Genomic DNA, 25,597 nt, shown 5'->3' on the forward strand with positions numbered 1-25,597 from the left:
ATCAAGCGCAGGCCGCACTCGACCGCCACAAGGATGCCGCGAGCCTGTTCGACCGCCGCCGCGCCGAACTCGCCGCCGCGACCGCCGAAGCCCATAAGGAACTCACCGACCGCGAAGCCGCGCTCGCGGTGCTGCCCGACGACAGCATCGCGCGCGCCGCGCTCGACGCGCAGGAGGCCACCGCCGACCGCGCGCGCAGCGACGCGGCGTCGGCGCGCGATGCACAGGCCGCGCACGAGCGCGCCTTCGCTGCGCTCAGCGAACGCCAAGCGGTGGTCGCCGCCGAGATCAAGAGCTGGAAGGCGCGCGCCGGCGAGGCCGCGCGCCGCGTTACCGAGATGGACAAGCGCGCCGAAGCGCTCGCCGCAGAGGCCGAAAAGCTCGCCGACCTCCCCGAAAAGCTCGCCGTGCAGCGCGCCGAAGCCGAAACAAGACAGGCCAGCCTGCGCGAACAAGTCGCCGCCGCCGAAGCGCAGGAGCGCGCCGCCGAGGCAGCGCTGCGTGAGGCCGAGGCCGCCCTCGGCTTGATCCGCGAAACCCTCGCCACCGCGCGCGAGACGCGCGCCGGGGCGACCGCGCGCTCCGAAAATGCCGAGCTCCGCCGCATCGAAATGGGCCGCCTGTCGGGCGAGCGCTTCGAATGCCCGCCGCCGCTGCTGCCGCAAAAGGCCGGCTTCGAAAGCGCGAGCGTCGGCGACGCCAATGCCGAATCGGCGCAGCACGACCGGCTGATCGCCGACCGCGAACGCCTCGGCCCGGTCAACCTCGTCGCCGCCGACGAACTCGCCGAACTCGACACCGAACGCGAAAAAAGCGCCGCCGAAATCGAGGAACTGACGCAGGCGGTGAACCGCCTGCGCGGGTCGATCGGGAACCTCAATCGCGAGGGCCGGGTCCGCCTGCTCGCGGCGTTCGAGACCGTCAACGGACATTTCCAACGGCTCTTCACGACGCTGTTCAACGGCGGCCAGGCGCATCTCGAGCTCGTCGATTCGGACGATCCGCTCGAAGCGGGCCTTGAGATCATGGCGCAGCCCCCCGGCAAGCGGCTCGGCACGCTCACCCTGCTCTCGGGCGGCGAACAGGCGCTCACAGCCGTCGCGCTGATCTTCGGCCTCTTCCTCACCAATCCGGCGCCGATCTGCGTTCTCGACGAGGTCGACGCGCCGCTCGACGACGCCAATATCGAGCGTTTCTGCGATCTGCTCGACCGCATGACGCGCGAGACCAACACACGCTACCTGATCGTGTCGCACAATGCGGTGACGATGGCGCGCATGCACCGCCTCTATGGCGTGACGATGGTCGAACGGGGCGTCAGCCGCCTCGTTTCGGTCGACCTCGGCGGCGCCGAGGAACTGCTCGCCGCCGAATAGGCGCGCCCGCCGATTTAGGGGGCGTTGCCCACCACCAGCATCGCCGCGAACACCAGCAGCCCCGCGAAGCGGTTGCTGCGGAACTTCGCGAGCGCGTCGGCGCCGTCGTCGGGATCGAGCGTCACCACCTGCCCGGCAAGGTGCAGCGCGGCGGGCACCAGCGCGACGAACACCAGCGGGTCGGGCCGCACGCTCCACAGCGCCCCCGCCCAGCCCGCAAGCGCAACGCCGTAACAGAGCGCGACGCCGGTCTTCACATGCCGGCCCATCGCGCGCGCGCTCGACTTTACCCCGACCAGCGCATCGTCCTCGATATCCTGCAGCGCATAAATGGTGTCGTAGCCGATCACCCAAGCGATGCAGCCCGCATAGAGCAGAGGCAGCGCATTGGTGGGCGGCGGGCCGACGGCGGCCCAGCCGACGGCGGCCCAGCCGACGAGCGCGCCCCAGCTGAACACCAGGCCTAGCCATGCCTGCGGCCACCAGGTGATGCGCTTCATGAACGGATAGGCCGCGACCAGCGCCAGGCTGAGCAGCGCGATCAGCTGCGCGCGCAGCGGCAGTTGCAGCAACACGAGCAGCCCGATGAGCGACAGCAGGATCGTCCAGGCCCAGGCACCCCGCCGCGACACCGCACCGCTCGCGATCGGGCGCGAAGCAGTGCGCGTGACCTGCCGGTCGAGGTCGCGGTCGATGATGTCGTTATAGACGCAGCCCGCGCCGCGCATGACGATCGCGCCGAGCAGCATCCAAAGGAACAGCGGCCAGTGGCTCGACGCTCCGCCCGCGAGCGCGAGGCCGAAGGTGCAGGGCCAATAGAGCAGCCACCAACCGATCGGCCGGTCGAAGCGCGCAAGCAGTGCATAGGGCCGCGCCATGGCGGGAAGCAGCGCGACGAAGCCGCGAAGCTGGCTGTCGGGCGGAGCGGCGGGGGGCGGGGCGGCGGTCATCGGCGCCCGCGCGATAGCAGCCGCGGCGCCCGCGATAAACGATTATCGGTCGGCGGCGAGAGGCAGCGCCTCAGGTGCAGCTCGACTTGGTTCCCACCTGATAGACGCCGTCACCATTCTGCGGCCCTTGAAGGTCACGCGCCTCGCGGATGTTGAACGCCGCGGTCGAGCGGATTGTTTTTGCGCCGAGCCATTTGCCGTAGAGCATGGGCTGGTAGCGATAGGTGACTTCGACGAACATCACCGCGGTGCCGGTCGCCGCCGTCACCTTGCGCCCAGCCGGCCCCATGCCGGCAAAAGATGTCCCTGTCGCGCCATTACCCTGCACGCCATAACTCGACGGCGCGACAAGGTCGCCATAGCAGCGCTGCCAGTGAATCCACTGCCCGCCGCTGGTGTTGCGCTCTAGGCTCGACAGGATGATCCGGCCGTTCTGCTTGAAATTCAGCCCGCCCGCCTGCTCCTCGACGCCGGTGAACACCGAGTTGATGTCGAGTTCGCGCACGCGCGGCAGCGACAGGTTGTTGCCGAAGGCGATACGCGACGCATTGTCCGCGGCGCTCAGCGAAATCTGGCTGATCCGCGTGTTTGCGAGCGTCAGATTGGCGATCTCGAGCCCCGCAAAGCCGATCAGGATCATGAATGGGATCGTGAACGCCATTTCGACGATCACGGCCGCGCGGCTGTCGCGCGCAAGTCGCGCCACGCGCCTGCGGGCGGCGATGATCGGGCGGCGGATAAGAGGGCGCATCATGTGCAAATCACCGTGCTGGTTGCGGTCGCGGCGGCATAGGGCTGGTTGCGCAGCACCGTGCTCGAATGGATCGTCGATTCCTGGGGCTGCCCCAGCATCCGCCACACGGGCAGGACGCGGGTGATCTTCATGCTCGCGGTATAGACGACGACGTCCTCGGCACCGCCGTTGCCGGTCTTGCCGCGGTCGCTGTCCCAGCTGCCATTGCCGTTGACGTCCTGAAAACATTCGCCCTTGTCGTAGCGGCCGTTCTTGTTGCTGTCGGTGTAGTTTTCGGGGTCGCCGATCTCGTCATAGCTGTCGTAGGATTTGCGGTCGAAGGTCACATTGGCATCCTTGAACACCAGCTTGACCTGTTTGCGCACCGCAGCGTCGAGCGTGGTCTGGCTGCCGGCCGCCGACTCGAGCGTAGCGGCGCGCGCCGCCTTGGCGACCGCGCCCGCCAGAACCTGTTTCCCATACATCTGCCAGGAGTAATCGAAGATCCCCATGAGGATGAGCAGGAACAGCGGCGCCATCAGCGCGAATTCGGTAATCGCGGTGCCGCGATTGTCGCGCCGAAGGCGGCGGAGAGCGGTGAGACGATGGATCATTGCGACAACCTCAGTTTCGAAATCTGACGTGCGATCGACTGGAAATTCTGGTTGAGCTGCGTCGCATTGGCCGCCGAATAGGCCTTGTCTGCCGTCGCGCAGGTGGTCATCTGCGTATTGAGCGCAAGGCCGAAGCTGACCACCCATATGGTGATGTTCTTCGCCTTCGCTTTTTCGCACAATTGCAGGAAGCGATTGTTGTGGCGCGCGGTCAACGTCGCGTCGTCGGTGCCGCCGACACGCTTCGAGATCCATTCATAGCCTTGGAAACTCAGATTCCCCATGTTCGCCGACATGTCGCCGTCGGTCATGAAGATGATATGCCGCGCGATCGGGCGACCGTTGGGCGCGGTCGAATTTTCGTCGGCAAACATGCCGTCAGCCGAAAGCAGACGGATGCCCCACACCATGCCCGAGTCATGATAGGTACCGCCAACCGGCTGCAACGAGTTGATATAGGTGTTGAAGGTCGAGCGGTTGGCCGCAGTCTGCGTCGTCAGCTTCATCGCAGCCGCCGGGCACACGCCCCAGCCGTTCGACCAGTAGCGCGAGAAATTCTGGTAATTGCCGTTGGTTCCGGTCTCGGCCGAAATGCTGCTGCTGTTGACGGTCACCGAACCGGTCACATTGGTGTTGGACGGGGTGTTACCCGGTCCCGCCGCCCGCGGAAAGGCGAGTTCGGGGATGAGCAGCTTCCATTTGGTGTCGTCGTCGCTGGTCGGCGCCGAATCGACATCCATGTCGAACGCGGCCGACGGAGCGGTCGCGTTGGCGGCGAAGGCGGTGGTCTTGCGCTCCATCACGCAGCCGCCCCAGCTATAGCTGCGGTTGGCGCCGCCATCGCCGGTGTTATAGGTGACGGTCCCGCCGGTCTTGGCGTTGGTCACGTCGAAATTGCGGCTGCCATAGCTGTATTTGTCGTCGAACACCTGCACCGGCGGCTGCGTCGTCGTCGACGGCGTCGTCTCGTCATAGGTATAGGTGCGCTCGCGCCGCTGGCAGCGATTGCTCGACCAGCGATATTCATAGGATTGATAGGTATAGGCCTGGGTCGACTGATTGGTCGTCACGCGGTTGCCGCTGCCATCGACATATTGACCCGTCTGGCTTGATGTCGCGCTGCCCGACTTGGCCGGGGTCGATCCCGCGGGTTGCGTCGGCGTCTTGCAGTTCGTTTGGGTGATGCTGCTCGACTGGTTCGTCCAGCTTGACCAGCTGCTTCCCGACGCGGCGCTCGCGGTCCCGTTCGTCGGCGTGCCGGTGGTCGTCGTCCCCGTGCCCCATTCGGTGCGATAGAGCGGGGTACGTGACGGATAATCGACCAGCGATGCCGACAGCCATGACGGGTTCTTGGCGTAAAGGATCGAACCGACATTGGCGGTCGAGCTGTACGGCACCACGCCGAAGCGCAGTCGGCCATCGCCGACCTCCGCCGTCGTCAGCGTGTCGAAGAAGGACATGGTAGCGCTCTTGAGCGCGGTGATCCGGTTCACCGAGTCGCCCGAATTGGTCGTCGCCATCGACCCCGTGACGTCGAGGACGAGCATCACATCGGCGTTCGAAATTTCGAGCTTCGCGCTGCAGGCGACCGAGATGTTGAAGCGGTGGAAGCCGAAAACCTGCATCAGCGCGGTGGGAAGCCGGGCGGTCGCGGTCCCGTTCACGGTCGACGTACCCTGAGCGACCGAGTTGAAGGTGACGTTCGTGCTCTCATACTGCCCGCTCGGGTAGTTGAAGTTGAACATCTTGGTCGCTTCGCCCTTGGCGTAGGTGGTGTAGGTTCCCCCGCTCATCGCGCGGCGGCCCGCGAGCACCCCGGCGTCGCACGCCTGCTGCAGGCGTAGTTCGGCCATATAGGCGCGGCCGATGTCGACGGCCGAACCGACGATGCCGATGAGGGGCACGACAGCCGCCGCGGTCAACATCATCGCGTTGCCGCGCTGGTCACGCAGCAGTTTGCGGACGCCGCACCAGATGTCGCGGATCAAGGTCCCTCGCATGGTCACAACCCCTCTTCGCAGGCACGCCGCCCCAACAGATGCGTGGCTGGTATCCTGCACCTAGGGCGGGACTGCTTACCAAATGGCTAACCGCCGCTTGCGGACCCTCGCATCGGCGTGCGATTCTGACCCATAAGGAGACAGATTCGTCGCTTCACGCTGCAGGGTGTGCAAATTTTCGCGGCCTGCTATCGCTTCATCATGCCTGCTATCCCCGCCTGGCCGCCCGCCAGCACCCCGCGCCTGTTCGTCGAAGACCCGCTCGAAACCGGGACGTCCACCGTCATCGACGGCGCGTCGGCGCATTATCTGCTCCATGTGATGCGCACCAAGGTCGGCGACCCGCTGCTGCTCTGCGACAACCGGAGCGGCGAATGGCTCGGCATCGTCGGCGATGCCGCCAAGCGGACGCTGACTGTCACCATCGAACGGCAGACTCGCCCGCTCGAGGCAGTGCCCGATCTCTGGCTCTGCTTCGCCCCGGTGAAGAAGGCCCGGCTCGACTGGATTATCGAAAAGGCGACCGAACTCGGCGTCGCGCGGCTGCAACCGGTGATCACCGAACGCACGATCGTCGAGCGCGTGAAGGAGGAACGCATCCTCGCGCAGATCGTCGAGGCGTGCGAACAATGCGGGCGCACCGTGCTCCCCGAACTCGCCGAGCCGGTCAAACTGCCCGCGCTGCTCAAGACCTGGCCGCAGGACCGCGCCCTGCTCTTCGCCGACGAGGAAGGCGGGGTACCGATGCCCGAGTTGGACGCCCCCGCGCCCGCCGCGATCCTGACCGGTCCCGAGGGCGGCTTCACCACGCGCGAGCGCGAACTGCTCCTCGCCAGCCCCGCAGTAAAGCGCATGGCGCTCGGCCCGCGCATCCTGCGCGCCGAAACCGCCGCCATCGCCGCCACCGCATTGTGGATGGCGCAGCATGGCGATTGGCACAGCTGATCGTTCCTCGCCGCATTTTCTGTCCCCATCCGACACAAGTACGGCCGAAATTCCCGATCCTTAACTCGATGTTAGCCACAAGCGTCCCATAGCGACGCCATGCAACGGCAGGACCAGGGCCGAAATTGCCGGGGTGGGGCCCGGCAACCGCTTTATGTGCGGGCGCTGACGGCGCTCGTGCTGCTCGCGTTCGCGCTCGTCGCGCTGCCCGCCGGGGCACAGACCACGACGACTTACAGCAACACGACCAGCGGCAACATCAACAACGGCACGACCTGCACCAGCCCGCTCGTCCGCAATTTCACCGTGTCGACAAGCTATCTCGTCGGCGACGTCGACCTCGGCGTGCTCGCGACGCACAGCTGGCGCGGCGACATCAGGATCACGCTGCAATCGCCCGCGGGTACGCGCGTCCAGCTCGTCGACGGCGATACCGCCAATATTTCGGGCGACAATTTCAACGTCCGGCTCGACGATGCTGCGGCGAGCACAGTCAACACCGACGGCAACACCGCCAATCATTCGACCAGCGCCCCGCCCTACCAGAACCAGTTCGCTCCCAATGCCGTGCTCTCGGCGTTCAACGGCCAGAATGCGCAAGGCACCTGGCGGCTCGAAATCTGCGACCAATATCCGCAGGCCGACAATGGCAGCTTCACGCGCGCCGACCTCTATATCACCAGCCTGCCCGCCAATTACGCCGACCTGTCGCTGACCAAGAACGTCAGCAACGCGTCGCCCGCCAATGGCGCCACGATCAGCTATATATTGGGCGTCACCAATGCGAGCGGTTCGCCGCAGACCGCCACGGGCGTGACGGTACAGGACGATTTGCCGGCGGGCTTCATTTTCGCCAGCGCGTCGGGCTTCGGCAGCTATAACAGCGGAACCGGCGCCTGGACCGTCGGCAGCATTCCGCCGGGCACGACACGCACGCTGACGATCACCGGCACGGTAAATGCCACATCAGGGGCGACGATCGTCAACAGCGCCGAGATCACGGCCTCCTCGGTCGTCGACAGCGATTCGACCCCGAACAACGGCGTGACCAGCGAGGATGATTATGCCAGCGCCAGCTTCACTGTAGCGGGCAGCCGCACCGCCGGCACGCCGCCGACGTTGATCTGCCCCGCGGGCGTCACGGTCCATGACTGGGACAGCATCGCCTGGTCGGCAGGCACGACCAGCGGCAGCTACGCGCTCGCCAATATCGGCACGATGAATTTCAACATCGCGATCAGCGGCGGCAGTTTCCTCAACAACGCCACATACGGCGGTCAGTCGCCGACGCGCCAGAATGTCGTCACCGGCGGCTTTTCGCCCGCGCAATATTCGATCTTCGAACTGGTCGACATGACCAGCCAGTCGGGCAGCGTCACCAGCACGATCACTTTGCCCACCGCGGTCCCCGGCGCACAATTCCGGCTGTTCGACATCGACTATAATGCCAACCAGTTCGCCGACCGGGTGACCGTGACCGGCAGCTATAACGGCGCGACCGTGATGCCGACGCTGACCAACGGGGTCAGCAACTATGTCATCGGCAACAGCGCCTATGGCGACGTCACCGCCGCCGATACCAGCGCCAATGGCAATGTCGTCGTCACCTTTGCGTCGCCGGTCGACACGATCGTCATCAACTACGGCAACCACAGCGCCGCACCGACCGATCCGGGACAACAGGCAATCGCGATCCACGACATCAGCTTCTGCCGCCCGACGACCAACCTCGCCTTTGCCAAGACGAGCAGCGTCGTCAGCGACCCGATCAACGGCACCACCAATCCCAAGGCGATCCCGGGCGCGGTAATGCGATATTGCTTGCTCGTCACCAACAATGGCAGCGCCACCGCGACGAGTATCGCGATCAACGACGCGATTCCCGCGACGATGATCTACACCCCCGCCTCGCTGCGCAGCGGCACCAGCTGCGCCGGCGCGACGACGGTCGAGGACGACAATGCCACCGGCGCCGACGAGAGCGACCCCCATGGCGCATCTTTCGCGGGCACCACCGTGTCGGCCACCACCGCGACGCTGGCGCCGGCCTCGACGATGGCGATCGCCTTCACCGTGACGGTCAACTGACCATGGCCCGGATGCGCCTCCTCCCGGCCCTGCTCGCCGCATCGCTCGCGTTCACCGGCACCGCGCAGGCGCAGCGCGTCATCGTCAACCCCTCGTTCGAATCGAACGACCCGCAGGGGCCCGGCGCCGCCAATTACGAAATCTATTCGAACGGCGAGGTGCTTGGCTGGAACTCGGTCTCGGGCGAGGTCGAACTATGGGATTCGGGATTTAACGGCGTCCCCGCCTATGACGGTGCGGTGTTCGCCGAAATGAACGCCAATGTTCCCGGCGCGCTCTACCAGAATATCTGCATGGTCAATGGCGAGTCGATCGGCTGGACCTTCGCGCACCGCGCGCGCACCGGCGGCCCCGCAACGCAGACCGCGCGTTTTCAGATCGCGAACAGCAGCGGCACCCAGCTCCAACTGCTTGCGACGCAATCTTCGACCACCGCGAACCAGGTGTGGAACGTCAACACCGGCACCACCACCTACACCGGCGCCTCGGGGGTCCAGCGCGTCCAGTTCATCACAACCGACGCCGGCAGCTACGGCAATTTCCTCGACGACATCCGCATCAGCCTCAACCCCTTTATCGAGCTGTCGGCGGCGACCGGTTCGGGGGTCGAATCGATCCCATCGGCGAACATCCCCGCACTGCGGATCAGCGGCACGCTCTTCTCGGCGCGCACCGTCAACGTCAGCATCACCGGCGGCACCGCGACGCGCGGCACCGACTATACGACTCCCGGCGGCGGCGCGAGCTTCACCGTCACCATCCCGGCCGGGACCTACCAGAACACGACGGTGCCGCTCGGCATCACGATCATCGACGATACTGCGGTCGAGAGCAGCGAGACGATCCAGATCGCACTCAACAGCGGCACCGGCTACACCGTGTCGAGCACGTCGAGTTGCGGCGGCACCCCGATCACCGCCGCGACCTATACCATCACCGACAATGACTCGCCGGTGGTGCTGACCAAGGCGTGGACGAACGGCATCGCGAACGACGCGGTCAGCCTGTCGATCAGCGGCGGGCTCGTCCCCACGGCGGGCAGCTCGACCGTTGGCGGCACCACGACCAACGCCACCGCAATCGCGGTGGCGGGATCGACGCTGACCTTGACCGAGGCCTTCACGACCGGCGCAGCCGCCAACTACAACAGCAGCCTCGAATGCCGCCGCAACAGCGACAACGCCGTCGTGACGACCTCGGGTAGCGGACTCAGCCGCACCGTCACCATGCCCAGCGGCACCTCGCTCACCTGCACCTGGACCAATGCGCGCAAATCGGCGACGCTCGTGGTGCGCAAGACCTGGGTCAATGCTTTGACCACCAACGCGGTGACCGTCGCAACCACCGGCCTCGTCAACAACGCCAGCCTCGCCTCGGTCGCGAACAGCGCGAACGAGACCGACACCAACGCCGCCGTCACCGTCTACGCCGCCGAAGCCGCGACGCTTGCCGAGAGTTTCACCTCGGGCGACGGCTCCAACTATACACAGGCGCTCGCCTGCACCGGCAACGCCACCGCGCTCGCGGGCGCCGTGCTCATAGTGAATCCCGCCGACACCGCGATCGTCTGCACCTTCACCAACAGCCGCATCGCGCAGCAACTGCGGCTCGCCAAGGCTTGGAGCGGAGCAACGAGCGGACACACTGCAAGCGCCACCACCAGTGGCGGCACCGCCAACCCCAGCTTCGCCTCGACCGCGCCGACCGCCACCACCGGCAGCTATGTCAACGTCCGCGCCGGCGACGTCGTCACCCTGCCCGCCGAGACCTATGGCGGCGGCGCGGTCGCCGCGCTCTACAATGCCAGCGTCGAATGCACCGGCGGCAGCCCGCTCGCGAGCGGCGCGACCGGGCGCACGCTGACGATCCAGGGCAGCACGACCGCGACCACTTGCACCTACACCAACACCTATGTCCTGCCGCTGACGATCACCAAGACCTCGGTGGCCTATAGCGACCCGCAGAACGGCATGACCAATCCCAAGCTGATCCCCGGCGGCTTCGCGACCTACAGCCTGACCGTCACCGCGCCGTCGGGCACGCAGGCGAGCAGCAACAGCGTGATCGTCACCGACGCCTTGCCCACGAATCTTGCGCTATTCGTCGGCACTTACGCGCCCGGCCCTGGGCCGCTGAACTTCGCAGCCGGATCGAGCAGCCTGACCTACAGCTTCGCCGGCCTCGCCAGCACAAGCGACGACGTCAGCTTTTCGAACAACAATGGCGCCAGCTACACCTACACCCCGGTCGCCGATGCCAACGGCGTCGATACCAATGTCACGCATATCCGCATCAACCCAAAGGGCAGCATGGCACCCGGATCGAGCTTCACGATCAACCTCAGGGCGATGGTCGAATAGCGCCGATTGCATTCTGTACCGAACAGTCTAATTGCGCGACATGAGCACGCGCACCGCCTCGGACAGCAACGATCCCATCGTCGAAAACCGCGACCAGCTCGCGGCCCCCATGATCAAGGGTGAAAAGCCCAAGGATCGCTGGCGCATCGGCACCGAGCACGAGAAATTCGTCTATCGCACCGCCGACCATCGCGCGCCGAGCTATGACGAGCCCGGCGGCATCCACGACCTGCTGATGGCGCTCACCCGCTTCGGCTGGGAGCCGGTGATCGAGGGCGGCAAGGTGATCGCGCTCGCGGGCAGCGACGGCACTGTCAGCCTCGAGCCCGCGGGCCAGCTTGAACTCTCGGGCGCGCCGCTCGAAAATCTTCACCAGACCTGCGCCGAAACCGGCCGGCACCTCAAGCAGGTCAAGGAAGTCGGCGCCGAGCTCGGTCTCGGCTTCCTCGGGGTCGGCATGTGGCCCGACAAGACCCGCGCCGAGCTGCCGATCATGCCCAAGGGGCGCTACAAGATCATGCTCGACCATATGCCGCGCGTAGGCAGCATGGGGCTCGACATGATGCTGCGCACCTGCACGATCCAAACGAACCTCGACTATTCGTCCGAGGCCGACATGGTACAGAAGTTCCGCGTGAGCCTCGCACTGCAACCGCTCGCCACCGCGCTCTTCGCCAGCTCGCCCTTCACCGAGGGCAAGCCCAACGGCTATATGTCGTACCGCAGCCATATCTGGACCGACACCGACCCCGCGCGCACCGGCATGCTACCCTTCGTGTTCGAGGACGGCTTCGGCTACGATCGCTACGTCGACTATATGCTCGACGTGCCGATGTATTTCGTCTTCCGTGACGGCCAATATATCGACGCCGCGGGCCTCAGCTTCCGCGACTTCATGAAGGGCAAACTCTCGGTCCTCCCCGGCGAGCTACCGCGCCTTTCCGACTGGAACGACCATCTCTCGACCGCCTTCCCCGAGGTGCGGCTCAAGAGCTTCCTCGAAATGCGCGGCGCCGACGGCGGCCCGTGGAACCGCATCTGTGCGCTGCCGGCGCTGTGGGTCGGCCTGCTCTATGACCAGGGCGCGCTCGACGCCGCCTGGGATCTCGTCAAGGGCTGGAGCATCGAGGAGCAGCAGGCGCTGCGCGATGCGGTGCCGAACGAAGGCCTCGACGCCCCCGCGCCCGGCGGCGGCACCGTCGGCGAGCTCGCGCACCGCGTGCTCGACATCGCGGCATCGGGCCTCGCCGCGCGCGGCGAGGTCAATTCGATGGGCGACAACGAGGTCGGCTTCCTCGAACCGCTGCGCCGTATCGCCAAGAGCGGCAAATCGCCCGCACACGACCTGCTCGACCGGTACGAGGGACCGTGGAACCACGACCTGTCGAAAATCTACGACGAACTCAGCTTCTAGCGACGCCGCCTGCGCATATTGCGCAGCCGGATATTCATGATATCATCGACTTCCGCCCTTTCAGGGAGTCGATGATGTCCTGTTTCAAAGCCAGCCTGCTCGCGATCGCCCTGCTGCCGACGGCCGCATCGGCACAGACGGTCAATTCGGCGGCCGATATCGGCTCCAATTTCTCGGCCAACTATTATGCCGCCGCGGGGCTGTTCGTGCCCGACCGCGCCGAGCAGCGAAAACGCGTCCTCGCGCGCCTCGACGAAGTGTGCGCCAGCAAACTGCGCGCCGACCAGCGCCGCTGCGATCACGCCTGGCGTATCATCGCCGATGCGCATGCCGAGCTCCAGGCGAAGCGCGCCGCCGAAGCCGCCGCCGCGGATGGCGTCGCCGCGCCCTGACGGCGCCGCACTGTCACAAACTGCAGCAATTGCGCAACACTGCTGACACGAACGTCCGCGGCGCGACCGCGAGCGATTGACCGCGCGGGCAACCGGCGCCAACGACGGGACCGGATTTTTCCACCGTCTCTCCCCTTCATTCTCTTTTTCAGGAAGCTCGCCATGCGCCACTTTCCTTCCGCTACCGCTATAGCCTTCGTTCTCGCCGCCGCCGGCTTCACCGCCCCCGCCGCCGCGCAGGACACCGCCCCCGTTGCCGAAGACAGCGGCCTCGGCGATATCGTCGTTACTGCGCAGCGCCGCGAGGAAAGCCTGCAGGACGTGCCGGTTGCCGTGTCGGTCCTGTCGGGCGACACGCTCGGCGCGATCACCTCGACGGGGTCGGACGTCCGCGCGTTGGCGGGCCGCGTCCCCAGCCTGAACATCGAAAGCTCGTTCGGCCGCACCTTCCCGCGCTTTTACATCCGCGGCCTCGGCAACACCGACTTCGACCTCAACGCCTCGCAGCCGGTCAGCGTGGTCTATGACGACGTCGTCCTCGAAAACCCGATCCTCAAGGGCTTCCCGATCTTCGACCTCGACCGCGTCGAGGTACTGCGCGGACCGCAGGGCACGCTGTTCGGCCGCAACACTCCCGCCGGCATCGTCAAGTTCGACACCGTCAAGCCCGGCAAGACCGGCGGCTATGCGCGTGTCAGCTATGGCCGTTACGGCACCAGCCAGGTCGAGGTCGCGGCGGGCGCCGCCGACGACAGCGGCTTCTCGGTCCGCCTCTCGGGCCTGTTCCAGCACCGCGACGACTGGGTCGACAATGTCGCCACCACCCAAAAGAAGGACCTCGGCGGCTATGACGACATCGCCGCGCGCCTTCAGCTGCAATATGAAAACGGCCCCTTCACCGGCCGCGTGATCGGTCAGGTCCGCGTCTATGACGGCTCGGCGATCATCTTCCGCGCCAACACGCAGCTTCCCGGCAGCAACAAGCTCGTCGGCCTCGGCGGCGCCGGCACCGAGTTCGAGCGCGACAAGGTCTATCAGGATGGGCTGAACTTCCAGAAGCTCAACACCTATAATGCCGGGCTGAACCTCGAATATGATTTCGGGCCGGTGACGCTCTATTCGATCACCTCCTATTGGAACGGCAATTTCCGCAGCCGCGGCGATATCGACGGCGGTTTCGGCGCAGTGTTCCTGCCGGTATCGGGTCCGGGGCTCATCCCCTTCCAGGCGCAGAGCCAGGACAATGTGCCGAGCCTCGACCAGTTCACGCAGGAAATCCGCATCGCGTCGAACAATTCGACCGGCCTCGGCTATCAGTTCGGCGCCTTCTACTTCGACGAAAAGCTCGACATCTCGAGCTTCGAGTTCGGCGGCCCCACCGACGCCACCCCGTCGGCGATCGCGGTGCAGCGTCAGGACAGCGAAGCCTATGGCATCTTCGGCTCGGTCAACTACGCGTTCGACAACGGCCTGAAGCTGCAGGCCGGCGCGCGCTACAACCATGACACGCGCGATTTCGTCGCGTCGCGTCCGATCGAGACGCGCCCGATCTTCGTCGTCAATCCGAACACCCCGGTTCCGCCACAAGCCGCCACCGTCAAGGGCAAGCTCCTGACCTGGGACGCGAGCGCGACCTATGAAGCGTCGGACGATGTCACCGTCTATGCCCGCGTCGCGCGCGGCTATCGCGCGCCGTCGGTGCAGGGCCGCCTGACCTTCTCGCGCGTCATCTCGACCGCGGATCAGGAAGAGACGATGTCCTATGAAGCCGGGATCAAGACCAACTTCCTCGACAACCGCGTCCGCTTCAACCTGACCGGCTATTATTTCGACACCAAAGATCTGCAGCTCACCGCGGTCGGCGGCACCGCAAACGTCGCGAGCCTGCTCAACGTCGATGCCAAAGGTCACGGGATCGAGGCCGAACTGCAGGCGGCGCCGGCCACCGGGCTGACCTTCTCGATCGGCGGCGCCTGGAACGTCGCAGAGATCGACGATGCCAACGCCTTTGTCGCGGGCTGCGGCTCGGCGACGCCGTGCACCGTGCTCGACCCGGTCCGTCCGGGCAGCCCGGGCATCTTCTCGATCGACGGCAACCAGTTGCCGCAGTCGCCGAAGTGGACCGCAAACTGGACTGCGGGCTATGAATTCCCGGTCGGCGACGGCGCCATCTATGCCTTCACCGACTGGTACTACCGCTCGAAGGTGCAGTTCTTCCTGTATCAGTCGGTCGAATTCTCGGACGACAAGATGCTCGAGGGCGGCCTGCGAGTCGGCTACAAGACCGATCGCTTCGACGTCGCTGGCTTTGTCCGCAACATCACCGGCGACAAGTCGGCGACCGGCGGCATCGATTTCAACAACCTCACCAGCTACGTCAACGAACCCCGCATCTGGGGCGTCGAAGCGGGCGTGAAGTTCTAAGAAGCTCGATCCTCCCTGTGCCCGAAGGGCATGGGGAGGTGGCAGCCGCGTAGCGGCTTGACGGAGGGGCGATGGCGCGCCGCTGCCGCCCCTCTACCACCGCCTTCGGCGACGGTCCCCCTCTCCATGGCTACGCCACGGGGAGGATTTTTTAGGCCACCGGCCCGATCCGGTCGTCGGGCTCGAGCCGGATCAGCGGGCGCTTGCGCCCCGACAGCTTCGCAAAGAAGCGCGGGATCGGCGCATTGTCCTGCGCCCAGTTCCAATAGGCCTGATAGGCCGGATCGCCGAGCAGGTGCTTTTCCTCGGTCTTGGCGCGCCAATAATAGACGCTGCTGACGAGCCCGAGCAGCACGACGTTGCGCAGTCCCTCGGTCCAGCCGCCATCGGTGACGAGGAAGGGCAGCGAACCCACCCACCAGCTGAGGTTCTTCGAAAGATAGGCCGGGTGGCGCGTATATTTATACGGCCCATGGGTCAGCACGCCGCGATGCGTCAGGTTCGAAAAGCGGATGCCGAACGCCATCGTCGCCCAGCTGTAGATCGCAGTCAGCCCGACGAGCACCACGCCCCAAGCGATCATGATATTGTCATGACCCTCGAGCCAGTAACCCCAGTCGGAGCCATTGATCTGGTAATCGAGCGGGCCGCCGTTCATCAGGATGAAGGGCGGGTAACAGATCAGCGCCGCGACCCACGCCATGCCATAGGGGTTGGCGGTGCGGATATGCGAATCAAGCGGCCGCGCGGTCAGGATATAGCCGACCGTCGCGATATGGACGTCGACGAGATACAGCAGGTTGATCGCCCACAGGCCGGTCATGTACGGATTGGCGAGCACCTTGCCCATATCGACGGTGACGAGGCTCGAGAAATTGCCCGGCACGATCGACAGCATGAAGGCGGTGAAAAAACCCTTCACCCCCCAGGCGCGGAAATGATGCCCGATCGCGCGGCCATCGATCGGCTGGCCCGGCGCGACGAGCCAGCGTCCGAACTGGTAACAACCGTCGCGCGGCTCGATCAACCGGCGGTCGAGCCACAGCATATAGGGTACCGAGATCAACAGCAGCCACGGCGCAACGCGCTCGAGAAGCTCCATCGAGAACTCATACTGCCCCTCCCAATAATAGCGCATCGTCGCATAGGTCAGCGCGATCAGTCCCCAGGTCGCCCATAGCCCGGCGAGCTTGGTCAGGCTGATGTCGACCGTCTCGCGCCACGGCCGCCGCTGCGCCCAGTCGATGCCGGTCGACGGATTGCGGTGAACCTTGTCGACGAACACCGACCACAGCACCATCGGGATGGCGCAAGCGAGCACGCTGGCGATCGCCGAATTGGGCCCGCTCATCGGCCCGCGATTGCCCCAGTCGATACCGAGGAAGGCCGCGATCTCGGGCGTGTAGCGCGCGATGAGGAGGTAGGACATCAGCCCGATCAGGCCGACGATGCCGACCCCGGCACTGACCGCCGAGCGTGGCCTTACGCCCGGTTTTTCAACGGCTTGTGATGCGGGTTCGGCGCCCGTCGGCATGGTCATATTGGGCATATCGGTCACGGCACCGGACCTAACCGAAAATGGTAAGCAAGCCGTCAATATTACCGTGCGATTCGGTCTGGAATCCTGCCAAAATGGCATCGTTGACAGTGTTTGACACCGTTCACCGCATCCCCCTTTCGACTCGGCGCGAGTCGCTCGTGGAGGATTCGCGAGTCGAAAGGACTCCTGATAAGGCGCGCGTCATTCGGGGCGGAGGGCTCCACAAAATAACAAGATGGGGTCGCCACTTGTCATCGAAATCCACGGGTCTCCGCCATTGGCGGCAGCGCTTTAACGCGTTGTTTCAAGACCATGAAATCTTCGTTCGCACGCACGGTCAGGTGCGTTTCCTCCGAATCAGCGCCACTTGGCAAAAACGCGTCGCCCTGATCGCGGGCGCGGTGCTGCTCGCCTGGGCGGGCATCACGCTCGCCATCCTGGTCAACCAGCTGCTCACCGCCGACGAACGCGCCGCGGTCACGCAGCAACAGGCCGAGGCCGCCGCCGCCGAAGCGCGTATCGCCAAATATCGCGACAGCGTCGCCGAAACCGCTGCCGACCTTGCCGAACGCCAGGACCAGCTCGACGAATGGTCGAAGGAAAGCTTCGGCGTCGATCCGTCGGCGGTAACCGAAGAGGTCGGCACCGAAGCCGCGACCGGCGCGGCCGAACCGCTCAAGACCAGCGCGATCGACCCCAGCCTGCCCCCCGAGGCGCAGGCGCTGGCGCAGCTCGAAGCGCGCCAGGAAGCCTTTGCCGGCAAGCTGCTCACCGCGGTCAACGATCGCGCCGCCAAGGCCGAAACCGCGGTCGCCGCGCTCGGGCTCAACCCCGCCGCGCTCGTCCGCAATGCCGCGGCCGGTCGCGGTGGCCCCTTCATCCCCTATCGCGGCAAGATGGGCAAAGCCAAGACGCTTGGCCCGTCGTTCGCCGCGCTCGAGGGCGCGCTGTTCCGCATGGAAGTGCTCGAACGCACCCTCGTCGCCGTGCCCTCGGGCAACCCCGCCAATGTGCTGATGATGTCGTCGGGCTTCGGCTATCGCAGCGACCCCTTCACCGGCGGCGGCGCGATGCACGCCGGGCTCGACTTCCGCGGCCCCATAGGCACCCCGATCCTCGCCGCCGCGCCGGGCAAGGTCGTGTTCGTCGGGCAGAAGTCGGGTTACGGCAATGTCGTCGAGGTCGACCATGGTCAGGGTATCTTAACCCGCTATGCGCACTTGTCGGGCTTCACCGCTACGGTGGGCAAGCAGGTCGCGGCGGGGGAACAGATCGCAAAAATGGGTTCGACCGGCCGCTCGACGGGCAGCCACCTGCATTTTGAAGTTCGTTTGAACGGCGTGGCGGTCAATCCGCGCCGCTTCCTGGAGGCCAAAGCCGATGTTCTCGAAGTCAAAGCCGACGCCCGACAGCGAGTCGGCTCCGTCGCCCGCGGTGCCCGCTAAGATGGCAACCGGCGCCCGTCATACGACCTTCTCGATCCTCGGATCGGACGTGGTCGTCACCGGCAATGTTTCGGCCAGCGTCGACCTGCACGTCGATGGCAAGATCGACGGCGACCTGAAATGCGCCAACCTCGTCCAGGGCGAGGCGAGCGAGATCAAGGGCGCCGTCGTCGCCGAAACCGCGAAGATCGCGGGGCTGGTCGATGGTTCGATCGAGGCCAAGACGCTGATCGTCCACGCCACCGCACGGATCACCGGCGATGTCGTCTATGAAACGATCACGATCGAGAATGGCGGCAAGGTTGACGGCAAGCTGAGCCATCGCCGCCACGGCGCGGCCGCCGCCAAGGCGCCGCCGCCGCTCGAAGTCGTCGAGAACAAGTCGGCGTCGCTCGGTATCTGACGCGCACGCGAAGTCAGCGCGACAGCGCGGCTTCGCGGTTCGACACGTCGTCGAGGGACTGCTCCGCGCCGGTCCGGCGCTGAACGACGACGCAGTCGCGCCCACCGCGCTTGGCATCGTAAAGCGCTTCGTCGGCCAGCCGGTACAGCTGCTGGAAGTCGGTCGCGGGTCGCACCTCTGCGACCCCGACGCTCGCGGTGACCGACCGGTCGCCGATCGCTTCTTTATGGTCGCAGGCGGCGATGCCCAGCCGCACGCTTTCGGCGAAGCGGCTCAATATGATGCCGTCCATTCCCACGACGAGCAGGCCGAACTCCTCGCCGCCGAGCCGCGCGACGGTACACATCGGCCCTTCCCAGCGCTCGATCCGTCGCCCGACCGCGCACAGCACCGCATCGCCCGCGTCATGGCCATGAACGTCGTTGATCGACTTGAAGCGGTCGATATCGACGAGGAGCAGCGCCGCGGGCAGCGCGTCGGCGCGCGCGCGCTCGAGCAGGGGCGTCACGCTCTCGACGAAACCGCGCCGGTTTGGCAGGCCGGTGAGCGGATCGCGCCGCGCCAGTTGCTGCGCCAGCGCTTCCGAAGCCCGCGCGCGGTCGCGTTCGACCCGCAATTGCGCGAGCCGCCGCGTCGCCGACGCCGACAGCCACAGCGCCTGCCAGGTCGCCGCCGCGAGCACGAGGAGCTTCGACCCGCCGCCCCAGACGCTGTCGTCGACATCGACGATATGGATGAAAGCGAGCACCGCCATCGGCAGGCACCACGCGGCCAGGAAGTCGCGCGCCTCGACCGAGCCGCGGCGCCATGCCCAGCCGAGATAGGCGGCGACCGCGATCAGGTCGGCGACGACCACGAGTCCGAGCAGATTGCCCCATTGCGCCAGGCTCTCGCTCCGGATGATGGCGAGCGGGATGCCGACGATCCCGACGATCGTGCCGAGCGCCAACGCGACACCGCGAAGCCGCGCCGAGACGAGTCCGCGAGCCACCGCGAGCACCGCGCTGAACGTCGCAATCGCGATGGCCAGGCAGGCGAGAAAGGTCGCGAGCTGCGCCGACACCGTGCCGGCAAGGCCGGGGAACAGCCCGAGATGCGCCTGCGACCAGATGAAGCCCCAGAGCAGCATCGTCGCCGACCAGGCCGCCTGCCACGCAAGATATTGGCGGCGCACCGCAACCGCGAGCGACAGGCTGTAGATGCCGCTAACGAGCAACAAGGTCAGCGCCGCACCGACCGCGACCGCCATGCCGGTCGACTGAACGACGGCGTCGGCCTTCGGCAACAGGCGCGCACGCATCAGGCCGATGCTCGCGAGCCGGTCGAAACGCATCGTCACCGATGCCAGCGGCACGCCGCGCTCGGGCGCCTCGAACGCGATCTGACCCCCGGCGCGCCAGTTGGATCCATAATCACCCTGCCGCACCTGCTGCCAACGCGTCACCCCGTCGGCGTAGGTAAAAGCGACCGCGAGGCGGTCGAACCGGCTTTGATGGACCATGAGCACAAGGTCGCCACGCGAAAGGCGGATATGCGCGGGATCGGTCTGCAGCCAAAGGCTGGCACGGTGATAGCCGGCCGAAACATCGCCGCAGGAAAAACGCTGCGCCCGCAGATCGGTGTCGGGCGTGCCGAGCGGGCTGGCCGCGTTGCAGAGGCCGTGACCAACGGTCAGGGCCTCGGCGCTTGCCGGTGTCGGCGCGACGACAGCCGCGAGCAGGAGCAGCGCTAGCGCCAGCCTGCCGTACAGCTTCATCAAAGTCCTGCCTGCCCCTGTCATGGCCCCGCTATGGCACCAATAGGTTCGAAAATCTTTACCATAGGTCAGCGTCGGTCCGGCCGACCGACGCGCATCGCGACGCGAACCCGGTCGCCCAGCCCCACCGCCTCGGCCCGTTGGACCGCGACCTTGATCGGCAGCAGATAGGTGCCGCCGCGCGGGAAGAGCGAGGTCGCGAACTCGGTCGAGCCGAGCCGTGCAACCACCGGCACCACGCCCCATCCATAGCTTTCGGACAGCGCGGCATAGCGGATGTCGGCGACCTGGCGTTCGGGAATGACCGCAAACAGATAGGGCGCGGGCCCGCGCCACTCGATGATCTCGGCCTCGAAACGGATATCGGCCATCAGCTGCGCGGCGCCTGCCGGCGATAGCTCAGGGCCTCGGCGAGGTGGATGCGGCCGATGGTCTCGGCGCCCGACAGGTCGGCGATCGTCCGGGCGACGCGCAGGATGCGGGTGTAGCCGCGCGCCGAGAGCCGCATCGCCTCGGCCGCCTGTGCGAGCAGTTTGCGGCCGGGCTCGTCGGGGCTGGCGACGCTTTCGAGCAGCTCGCCGTCGATCTCGGCATTGGTGCGCGCCTTGTGGTCGGCGTAGCGCCGCGTCTGCACGCCGCGCGCCGCCGCAACACGCGCGGCGACTTCCGCGCTGCCTTCGGACGGCGGCGGCAGGACAAGGTCGGCGGCGCTCACGGCCTGCACCTCGACATGCAGGTCGATGCGGTCGAGCAGCGGGCCCGATACCTTCGCCTGATAGTCGGCGGCGCAGCGCGGCGCGCGGCTGCACGCGAGCGCCGGATCGTCGAGATGGCCGCAGCGGCACGGGTTCATCGCCGCGACCATCTGCACCCGCGCGGGGAAGGTGACATGGGCATTGGCGCGTGCGACGCTGACCTCGCCGGTCTCGAGCGGCTGGCGCAGCGAGTCGAGCACGGTGCGCTGGAATTCGGGCAGCTCGTCGAGGAAAAGCACGCCGAGATGCGCGAGGCTGACCTCGCCGGGACGTACCCGCAGGCCGCCGCCGACGAGCGCGGGCATCGAGGCGCTGTGATGCGGGCTGCGAAACGGACGCGCACGGACAAGGCGGCCACCTTCGAGCCCGCCCGCGACCGAGGCGATCATCGACACTTCGAGCGCTTCGCCGGGATCGAGGTCGGGGAGGATGCCGGGCAGGCACGCCGCCATCAGCGACTTGCCCGCGCCCGGCGGTCCGACCATCAAGAGATTGTGACCGCCCGCCGCGGCGATTTCGAGCGCGCGCTTGGCGACCTCCTGCCCCTTTACCTGCGCGAGGTCGGCCATGCGGCGCGGTTCCTCGACCTCGCCGGGGCGCGGCGGGGCGAGCAACGCATTGCCCCGGAAATGGTTGAGGAGCGAGAGCAGGTCGGGCGCCGCGAGCACCTCGACATTGCCCGCCCATGCCGCTTCGGGTCCCTGCGCCACCGGACAGATCAGCCCGCGGTCCTCGCTGCCCGCATGGAGCGCGGCGAGCAGCACGCCGGGCGAGGCGGCGACGCGGCCGTCGAGGCCGAGTTCGCCGACGACGACATAAGAGGCGAGCGTTTCGGCATCGATCACCCCCATCGCGCCGAGCAGCGCGAGCGCGATCGGCAGGTCGTAGTGCGAGCCTTCCTTGGGCAGGTCGGCGGGCGAGAGATTGACCGTGATCACCTTGGGCGGGAGCGAAAGGCCGATCGCGGCGATCGCGGCGCGGACGCGTTCGCGGCTTTCGCCGACCGCCTTGTCGGGAAGGCCGACGACGACGAAGCGCGGCAGGCCCGGCGAGATCTGGCACTGCACCTCAACCCCGCGCGCTTCGAGGCCGAGATAGGCGACGGTGGACACGATCGCGACCATGGCAATCCCCCCGAAACGGACGATGTGCCCGCTTTGTTCTCATCGCCTTTTAGGGCAAAGCCCAGCGAAGGCGAGTCTTTTTGGAAGTTGGCGAAAGTGCCGCGCAGCGTGACATCGGGTGCCCGCTTCGGGGCGAGATTTGACAACATACCAACTGGTCGGTATGTCGAGTCGCATGAACCCGACTCAGCCCCCTCCCCGATCCACGTCCGTCGCCGCGATGACTGGTGCGAGCAGTGCGGGAACCGCCGCAGCGCGCCGCGCACCGCGCGGCAGTGCGCGCGCGGCGCTGATCGCCGCGGCGCACAGCACGGTGCGCAAGCAGGGCTATGCCGCGACGAGTGTCGATGAGATCTGCGCGGTCGCGGGGGTGACAAAGGGGGCCTTCTTCCACCATTTCGCATCGAAAGAGGCACTCGGCGTCGCCGCCGCCGAGGGCTGGACCGAGCGCGCGCGGCCGATGTTCGAGCTGGCGCCGCACACCAAGCTCGACGACCCGCTCGACCGATTGCTCGGCCATATCGATTTCCGGCTGTCGATGCTCGACGGCCCGACCGAGGATTATACCTGCTTCGTCGGCACGATGGTGCAGGAAGCCTATGCGACGAGCGACCGCATCCGCGCCGCATGCGAGGCGAGCATCAACGCCTATTGCCAGGCGCTCGCCCCCGACATCCAGGCGGCGATCGATGTTCATGGCGCGCCCGAAGATGTCACCGCACTCGGTCTGGCGCAGCATGTGCAGTCGGTGCTGCAGGGCGCCTTCGTCCTGGCGAAAACGACGAACGATCCGGCGATTGCCCGCGGCACCGTCACCCATTTGAAGCGTTATGTCCGGATGCTGTTCGGCGACGCCTGATCCCGTTTTTCGAAGAGAGGAGTGCCCCCAAATGTCCCAGATGATCTTCATCAATCTGCCCGTGACCGACCTCGACAAGTCGAAGGCCTTTTACGAGGCGGTCGGCGCGGTCAACAACCCGGCCTTCACCGACGAGACCGCCGCGTGCATGGTGGTGGCCGAAGGGTCGATCCACGTCATGCTGCTGACGCATGAAAAATGGGCGACCTTCACCTCGAAGGCGATCCCCGACGCGCACACGACCGCGCAGGTACTGCTCTGCGTCTCGGCCGACAGCCGCGCCGCCGTCGATGCGCAGGTCGACAAAGCGACCGCCGCCGGCGGCAAGGCCGACCCCACCCCGACGCAGGACTATGGCGGCTTCATGTACGGCCGCAGCTTCGAGGATCCCGACGGCCATATCTGGGAAGTGATGTGGATGGACCCCGCCGCGGCGAGCGGCGAGATGCCCGCCGAAGCGACGGCCTGACACGCGGTTCGGGAGGAGGAAGAGATGACCGACGCAGTCCCCACCAAGGGTCAATTGATCGCCGGCCGCGTCCTCAGCGGCCTCGTGATCCTCTTCCTCCTCTTCGACGCCGGGCTGAAGCTGGCCTCGCCCGAAACGGCGATCAAATACAGCCCGCCGGGCCTCGGCTGGCCGCTCGACGTGTCGACCATGTATCTGCTCGGCACGCTGCTGCTGATTCCGACGATCCTCCACATCTGGCGGCCGACGGCGATCCTCGGCGCGATCCTGATCACCGGCTATCTCGGCGGCGCGATCGCGACGCATGTCCGCATCAACAGCCCCTTGTTCAGCCACAGCCTGTTCGGCGTCTATCTGGGCGTGATGCTGTGGGGCGGGCTGTGGCTGCGCGACCCGCGCGTGCGGGCGCTGATCCCGCTTTCGAAGGGAGCGGCGGCATGAGCTTCCAGGCCTATCTCGACAATGTCGAAGCCAAGACCGGAAAATCGGCCGAAGAGCTGCGCAGTCTCGCGATCGGCAAGGGCCTTGCCGACGACAAGGGGCTTGCTCCCGGTGTCAAGGCCACGGCCGTCGTCGACTGGCTGAAGGGCGAGTTCGAACTGGGCCACGGCCACGCGATGTCGATCGTCGCCTATATCAAAGGGAAAAGGGACTGATCATGCCTCCGACCCCTGCCCTCCCCGAAATCACCGCCTATCGATCGGTGCCCGACTTCGCCTGCGGCCGCATCAAGGACATCCGCATCCGCTGGGCGCTCGACGAAATCGGCCGCGCGTATCGCACGCGGCTGATCGGCGGCATTTTCGAGGACAAGGCACCGGCCTATCTGGCCGACCAGCCGTTCGGGCAGGTGCCGGTCTATAAGGAAGACGATCTGATCCTCTTCGAATCGGGGTCGATCCTGATCCATATCGGCGAAGGCGACGCGCGCCTGTTGCCACGCGATACAGCGGCGCGCGGGCGCGCGATCAGCTGGACGATCGCCGCGCTCAACAGCGTCGAGCCGATGATCCAGACTTTGGTCGTGTTGACCGTCAAGGGACAGGGCACCGACTGGATGGCGGGAGCGATCGACGCGGCGAAGCCCTTTGCCGAGCAGCGGCTGGCCCGATTGTCGGAGGCGCTGGGACAGCGCGACTGGCTCGAAGCCGATTTTTCGATCGGCGACATCGTGATGATCGACGTGCTGCGCAACGCCAGCCCGGCGCTGCTGGCGCCCCATGCAAACCTGACTGCCTATGTCGCGCGCGGGACGGCGCGGCCCGCCTTTCAAAGCGCGATGGCGGCGCATCTGGCCGACTGCGCGGTCGGCGAAGCGCTGCCCGCCTGAACCCGCGCGCAACCGAGGAGATACCACCATGCCCGTGAACCCCGACAGCAAGCTGGAAGTCACCGCTTTCGACTGGGTGCCCGATTTCGCGCGCGGCTTCGTCCGCGACCTGCGCCCGCGCTGGGCGTGCGAGGAAATCGGGCTCGATTATGCCGAGCATCTGATCAGCGCGGTCAATCGTCCCGCCGACCATTTCCTGTTCCAGCCATGGGGGCAGGTCCCCGTGCTCAACGACGGCGGCATCCGCCTGTTCGAAAGCGGCGCGATCCTGCTCCACCTTGCGGAGAAGGACGCCCGGCTGATGCCGCGCGACGCGCAGGCGCGCGCCAATACGCTCGCCTGGCTGTTCGCCGCCTATAACAGCGTCGAGCCGATGCTGTTCGAACTCGGCAATGTCGATATTTTCTCGGCCGACGAGGAATGGGCGAAGCTGCGCCGCCCGAGCCTGATCGAGTTCATCCAGGGCCGGCTCGGCCGGCTGAACGATGCGATCGGCGACAAAGACTATCTGACCGGCGAATTCACCGTCGCCGACATCGCGATGGCAACGGTGCTGCGCGAAGCGGTCGAAGCGGGGCTGATCGCCGAGCAGCCGCGGCTGCAGGCCTATCTCGACCGCT

At 66.3% G+C, this 25,597-nt stretch carries 22 protein-coding genes and 1 pseudogene; 15 read left to right on the forward strand and 8 right to left on the reverse strand.

Features of this window, described 5'->3' with window-relative positions; translation table 11 throughout:
- Positions 1–1,376: pseudogene (locus B1A78_RS10390) on the forward strand (chromosome segregation protein); the annotation flags it as partial.
- Positions 1,377–1,390: 14 nt separating this feature from the next.
- Here B1A78_RS10390 and ubiA read toward each other — a convergent pair.
- The 4 genes from ubiA to B1A78_RS10410 form a co-directional block, all read right to left on the reverse strand.
- On the reverse strand, positions 1,391–2,326 hold the full coding sequence (gene ubiA, locus B1A78_RS10395; protein ID WP_077146897.1) for a 4-hydroxybenzoate octaprenyltransferase: 936 nt from the start codon (positions 2,324–2,326) through the stop codon (positions 1,391–1,393).
- 70 nt (positions 2,327–2,396) lie between these two features.
- Positions 2,397–3,032: a TadE/TadG family type IV pilus assembly protein gene (locus tag B1A78_RS10400; protein WP_256837760.1), complete on the reverse strand. Its 636-nt coding sequence runs from the start codon at positions 3,030–3,032 to the stop codon at positions 2,397–2,399.
- Between the two features lie 44 nt (positions 3,033–3,076).
- On the reverse strand, positions 3,077–3,673 hold the full coding sequence (locus tag B1A78_RS10405) for a TadE family protein (RefSeq protein ID WP_077146898.1): 597 nt from the start codon (positions 3,671–3,673) through the stop codon (positions 3,077–3,079).
- Positions 3,670–5,673, reverse strand: a complete 2,004-nt coding sequence (locus B1A78_RS10410; RefSeq protein ID WP_077146899.1) for a TadE/TadG family type IV pilus assembly protein — start codon at positions 5,671–5,673, stop codon at positions 3,670–3,672. Before B1A78_RS10410 ends, B1A78_RS10405 begins: the two co-directional genes overlap by 4 nt.
- Positions 5,674–5,874: 201 nt before the next feature.
- On the opposite strand from B1A78_RS10410, the gene B1A78_RS10415 reads away from it, so the two are divergent.
- The 6 genes from B1A78_RS10415 to B1A78_RS10440 all read left to right on the forward strand — a co-directional run bounded on the left by B1A78_RS10415 (position 5,875) and on the right by B1A78_RS10440 (position 15,296).
- The gene (locus B1A78_RS10415; protein ID WP_077146915.1) at positions 5,875–6,618 is read left to right on the forward strand and encodes a 16S rRNA (uracil(1498)-N(3))-methyltransferase; all 744 of its coding nucleotides are present in this window, start codon (positions 5,875–5,877) and stop codon (positions 6,616–6,618) included.
- Between the two features lie 156 nt (positions 6,619–6,774).
- On the forward strand, positions 6,775–8,706 hold the full coding sequence (locus B1A78_RS10420; RefSeq protein WP_256837764.1) for a proprotein convertase P-domain-containing protein: 1,932 nt from the start codon (positions 6,775–6,777) through the stop codon (positions 8,704–8,706).
- A gap of 2 nt (positions 8,707–8,708) precedes the next feature.
- Positions 8,709–11,066: a Calx-beta domain-containing protein gene (locus B1A78_RS10425; protein WP_077146900.1), complete on the forward strand. Its 2,358-nt coding sequence runs from the start codon at positions 8,709–8,711 to the stop codon at positions 11,064–11,066.
- A 40-nt stretch (positions 11,067–11,106) separates the two neighbouring features.
- Positions 11,107–12,480, forward strand: coding sequence for a glutamate--cysteine ligase (locus B1A78_RS10430; RefSeq protein WP_077146901.1), 1,374 nt, complete (start codon positions 11,107–11,109; stop codon positions 12,478–12,480).
- Positions 12,481–12,554: 74 nt separating this feature from the next.
- Positions 12,555–12,872: a hypothetical protein gene (locus B1A78_RS10435; RefSeq protein ID WP_144037768.1), complete on the forward strand. Its 318-nt coding sequence runs from the start codon at positions 12,555–12,557 to the stop codon at positions 12,870–12,872.
- 162 nt (positions 12,873–13,034) lie between these two features.
- The gene (locus B1A78_RS10440) at positions 13,035–15,296 is read left to right on the forward strand and encodes a TonB-dependent receptor (protein WP_077146903.1); all 2,262 of its coding nucleotides are present in this window, start codon (positions 13,035–13,037) and stop codon (positions 15,294–15,296) included.
- Positions 15,297–15,447: 151 nt separating this feature from the next.
- On the opposite strand, the gene B1A78_RS10445 is transcribed toward B1A78_RS10440, so the two are convergent.
- A complete protein-coding gene (locus B1A78_RS10445) occupies positions 15,448–16,830 on the reverse strand; it encodes an isoprenylcysteine carboxylmethyltransferase family protein (protein ID WP_077146917.1) in 1,383 nt (460 codons plus the stop codon).
- Positions 16,831–17,084: 254 nt separating this feature from the next.
- Here B1A78_RS10445 and B1A78_RS10450 point away from each other — a divergent pair, with 254 nt between their 5' ends.
- Both B1A78_RS10450 and B1A78_RS10455 read left to right on the forward strand, forming a co-directional pair.
- Positions 17,085–18,281, forward strand: a complete 1,197-nt coding sequence (locus tag B1A78_RS10450) for a M23 family metallopeptidase (RefSeq protein ID WP_083734047.1) — start codon at positions 17,085–17,087, stop codon at positions 18,279–18,281.
- Position 18,282: 1 nt separating this feature from the next.
- On the forward strand, positions 18,283–18,684 hold the full coding sequence (locus tag B1A78_RS10455) for a polymer-forming cytoskeletal protein (protein WP_144037769.1): 402 nt from the start codon (positions 18,283–18,285) through the stop codon (positions 18,682–18,684).
- Between the two features lie 13 nt (positions 18,685–18,697).
- Here B1A78_RS10455 and B1A78_RS10460 read toward each other — a convergent pair whose 3' ends face one another.
- From B1A78_RS10460 to B1A78_RS10470, 3 genes are read right to left on the reverse strand one after another with little or no spacing between them, the layout of a single operon-like run.
- A complete protein-coding gene (locus B1A78_RS10460) occupies positions 18,698–20,464 on the reverse strand; it encodes a GGDEF domain-containing protein (RefSeq protein WP_077146906.1) in 1,767 nt (588 codons plus the stop codon).
- 44 nt (positions 20,465–20,508) lie between these two features.
- Positions 20,509–20,811 carry a DUF1905 domain-containing protein gene (locus B1A78_RS10465; RefSeq protein WP_077146907.1) on the reverse strand — a complete coding sequence of 101 codons (303 nt, stop codon included), beginning with the start codon at positions 20,809–20,811 and terminating at the stop codon, positions 20,509–20,511.
- A complete protein-coding gene (locus tag B1A78_RS10470; protein WP_077146908.1) occupies positions 20,811–22,319 on the reverse strand; it encodes a YifB family Mg chelatase-like AAA ATPase in 1,509 nt (502 codons plus the stop codon). Before B1A78_RS10470 ends, B1A78_RS10465 begins: the two co-directional genes overlap by 1 nt.
- A 220-nt stretch (positions 22,320–22,539) precedes the next feature.
- Between B1A78_RS10470 and B1A78_RS10475 the strand changes: the two genes are divergently transcribed.
- The 6 genes from B1A78_RS10475 to B1A78_RS10500 form a co-directional block, all read left to right on the forward strand.
- Positions 22,540–23,178, forward strand: coding sequence for a TetR/AcrR family transcriptional regulator (locus tag B1A78_RS10475; RefSeq protein WP_077146909.1), 639 nt, complete (start codon positions 22,540–22,542; stop codon positions 23,176–23,178).
- A 31-nt stretch (positions 23,179–23,209) separates the two neighbouring features.
- Entirely contained in the window at positions 23,210–23,647 is a 438-nt protein-coding gene (locus B1A78_RS10480) for a VOC family protein (RefSeq protein WP_077146910.1), read from the forward strand.
- A gap of 24 nt (positions 23,648–23,671) precedes the next feature.
- Positions 23,672–24,088 (forward strand): DoxX family protein, encoded by a 417-nt coding sequence (locus B1A78_RS10485; RefSeq protein WP_077146911.1) that lies wholly within the window; start codon positions 23,672–23,674, stop codon positions 24,086–24,088.
- Positions 24,085–24,303 (forward strand): DUF4287 domain-containing protein, encoded by a 219-nt coding sequence (locus B1A78_RS10490; RefSeq protein WP_077146912.1) that lies wholly within the window; start codon positions 24,085–24,087, stop codon positions 24,301–24,303. The genes B1A78_RS10485 and B1A78_RS10490 overlap by 4 nt, the downstream gene beginning before the upstream one ends.
- A 2-nt stretch (positions 24,304–24,305) precedes the next feature.
- A complete protein-coding gene (locus B1A78_RS10495) occupies positions 24,306–24,977 on the forward strand; it encodes a glutathione S-transferase family protein (protein WP_077146913.1) in 672 nt (223 codons plus the stop codon).
- Positions 24,978–25,005: 28 nt separating this feature from the next.
- A partial coding sequence (locus B1A78_RS10500) for a glutathione S-transferase family protein (protein ID WP_077146918.1) occupies positions 25,006–25,597 on the forward strand: 592 nt, incomplete at its 3' end.

This window comes from Sphingopyxis sp. KK2, assembly GCF_001990265.1.
In the GTDB taxonomy this organism is placed as follows: domain Bacteria; phylum Pseudomonadota; class Alphaproteobacteria; order Sphingomonadales; family Sphingomonadaceae; genus Sphingopyxis.